Below are 2,672 nucleotides of genomic sequence, written 5' to 3'. Positions count from 1 at the left end.
GCGCGGCAGTTGGCGGACGGGTCCTTGGAGTACCTGGGGCGCAACGACGACCAGGTCAAGATCCGCGGGTTCCGTATCGAGCTCGGCGAGATCGAAGCCGCCCTCGCCGGACACGAAGCGGTCCGCTCCTGCGTGGTCATGGCCCGCGAGGACCAGCCGGGCAACAAGCAGCTCGTCGCGTACGTCGTCCTGGAGGACGCGCACGCGAAGACGGACTTCCGCGCCGAACTCGGCCGGCACGTCGAGCGCATGCTCCCCGAGTACATGGTCCCCAGCGCCTACATCGCCCTGGACACCCTGCCGTTGACCACCAACGGCAAGCTCGACCGCAAGGCGCTGCCGGCCCCCGGCATCGACGCCTACGCCCAGCGCGCGTACGTGGCGCCGAGCACCCCCACCGAGCGGGCGCTCGCCGCGGTCTGGGCGGAGCTCCTCGGCTTCGACGGGGCCCGTATCGGCGCCGACGACAACTTCTTCGAGCTCGGCGGCCACTCCCTGCTCATCACGGTCCTGGTGGCCAAGCTGAAGGAGCTGGGCCACGAGGTCTCGGTGCGCAGCGTGTTCAGCAGCCCGACGCTGGCCCGCCTCGCGGAGGAGATCGACGGGGCGCGGACCGGCACCGACGTCACGGACGACGGCGTGCCGCCGAACCTGATCCCGCTGGGCTGCCCGCGCGTCACCCCGGACATGCTGCCCCTGGTCGAGCTGACCCAGGAGCAGATCGACACGGTCGTCGCCACCGTGCCCGGCGGCGCGCCCAACGTCCAGGACGTCTATCCGCTGGCGCCCGCGCAGGAGGGCATCCTCTTCCACCACCTCCTCGACCCGGACAACGACCCCTACCTGGTCTCCGTCCTCCTCGCCGCCGACGACGAGAAGGTGTGCGTCTCGTTCACGGAGGCGCTGCAGGCGCTGATCGACCGGCACGACGTGCTGCGCACCGCCGTGCTCACCACCGACCTGCCCGAGCCCGTGCAGGTCGTGCACCGCACCGCACGTCTGACGGTCGAGCGGACGCGCCTCGACGCCGGTACGGACGCCGAGGAGCAGGCGCGCGCCCTGCTGGACAGCCCCCGGCGCATGCGGGTCGACGGCGCACCCCTGCTGCGGCTCCTCATCGCCGAGGACCCGCACTCCGAGCGGCGCTATCTGCTCCTGAGCGCCCATCACCTCATCGAGGACGCCACGACCCTGCGGCTCGTCCTGCAGGAGCTGGCGACCCACATGGCGGGCCGGGCCGCGCTGCTCAAGGCGCCCGCCCCGTACCGCGACTTCGTCGCCCACACCCTGCGCCAGACGACCGCCGACGACGGGGAGGCCCACTTCCGGGCCATGCTCGCCGACGTCACCGAGCCGACCACGCCGTTCGGCCTGACGGACGTGCGCGGCGACGGCCACCGGTACCCGCAGCTGCGCCGCGCCCTGCCCGCCGACCTCACCGCCGAGGTGCGCGCCCAGGCCAAGCGCCTGCACATCAGCCCCGCCACCCTGTTCCACGCCGCGTGGGCGTGCGTCACGGCCGCGGCCGCCGGCAGCGACGACGTCGTGTTCGGCACCGTGATGTCCGGACGTCTGCAGGGCGTGCCCGGTGTGGAGGGCATGCTCGGCAACTTCATCAACACCCTGCCGCTGCGGGTGCGCCTCGCGGACCGCTCCGTCAAGGACCTCGTCGCGGACGTCGACACCGGCCTCAAGGAGCTGATCGCCCGCGAGCAGAGCGCGCTGAGCCTGGCGCAGCGCTGCAGCGGCCTGGACGCCGACACCCCGCTGTTCAGCGCGGTGATCAACGTCCGGCACTTCGAGCCGGGCCACGGCGACACGACCGGGTCCGCCGTCGCGGGCCAGGGCATCCACTGGCTGGCGGAGGCCGACGCGATCAACTACCCGCTGGTGGTCTCGCTCGACGACTTCGGCAGCGAACTCGCCCTGCACGTACGCGTGGACGACTCCGTGGAGTGCGAGGCGCTCGTCGGATACGTCGAGACGGCGCTGTCCGGCATCGTCTCCGCGCTCGCCGCCGACGACGGCGCCGCCACCGCGGCCCTCGACATCGACGTCCTGCCCGCCGCCGAGCGTCGGCGTGTGGTGGAGGAGTGGAACGAGGCTCCGGCGGGTCTGGTGGCGGAGGAGCGGTGTGTGCATGAGTGGTTCGAGGGGGTGGTGGCGGGTGCGCCGGACGCGGTGGCGGTGGAGTTCGAGGGTCGTGCGCTGACGTACGGCGAGCTGAACGCCCGCGCCAACCGCTTGGCGCGCCACCTGCGCGACCTGGGGGTGGGGCCCGACGTCCGCGTCGGACTGTGCCTGCCGCGCAGCGAGTGGATCGTCGTGTGCGTCCTCGCCGTCCTCAAGGCGGGTGGCGGCTATGTGCCGATGGACCCGGCCGCGCCCGTCGAGCGACTCGACCACGTGGTGCGGGACAGTGCCCCGCGCGTCCTGGTCGTGGACGGCGGACTGCCCGACGGCCTTGCCGTCCCGGACGTCCCGGTGGTGGACGTGCGGGTGGATGCCGAGGTGTGGGCCGGGCTGCCCGACGGTGATCTGGGTCGGGCCGAGGTCGGTTCCGCTCCGGGTGATCTTGCGTATGTGATCTATACGTCGGGGTCGACGGGGACGCCGAAGGGTGTGATGGTCGAGCACCGGAATGTGACGCGTCTGTTCACGGCGACGGATGG

General features: G+C 72.4%; 1 protein-coding gene. It reads left to right on the top strand.

The window, feature by feature from the left end:
• Positions 1-24: 24 nt before the first annotated feature.
• On the top strand, positions 25-2,672 hold a 2,648-nt coding region (locus ACZ4D5_RS43420; protein ID WP_467778070.1), incomplete at its 3' end, for a condensation domain-containing protein.

It is taken from the genome of Streptomyces sp. NPDC025651 (assembly GCF_055558735.1).
This window is presented reverse-complemented; position numbering and strand designations above follow the sequence as displayed.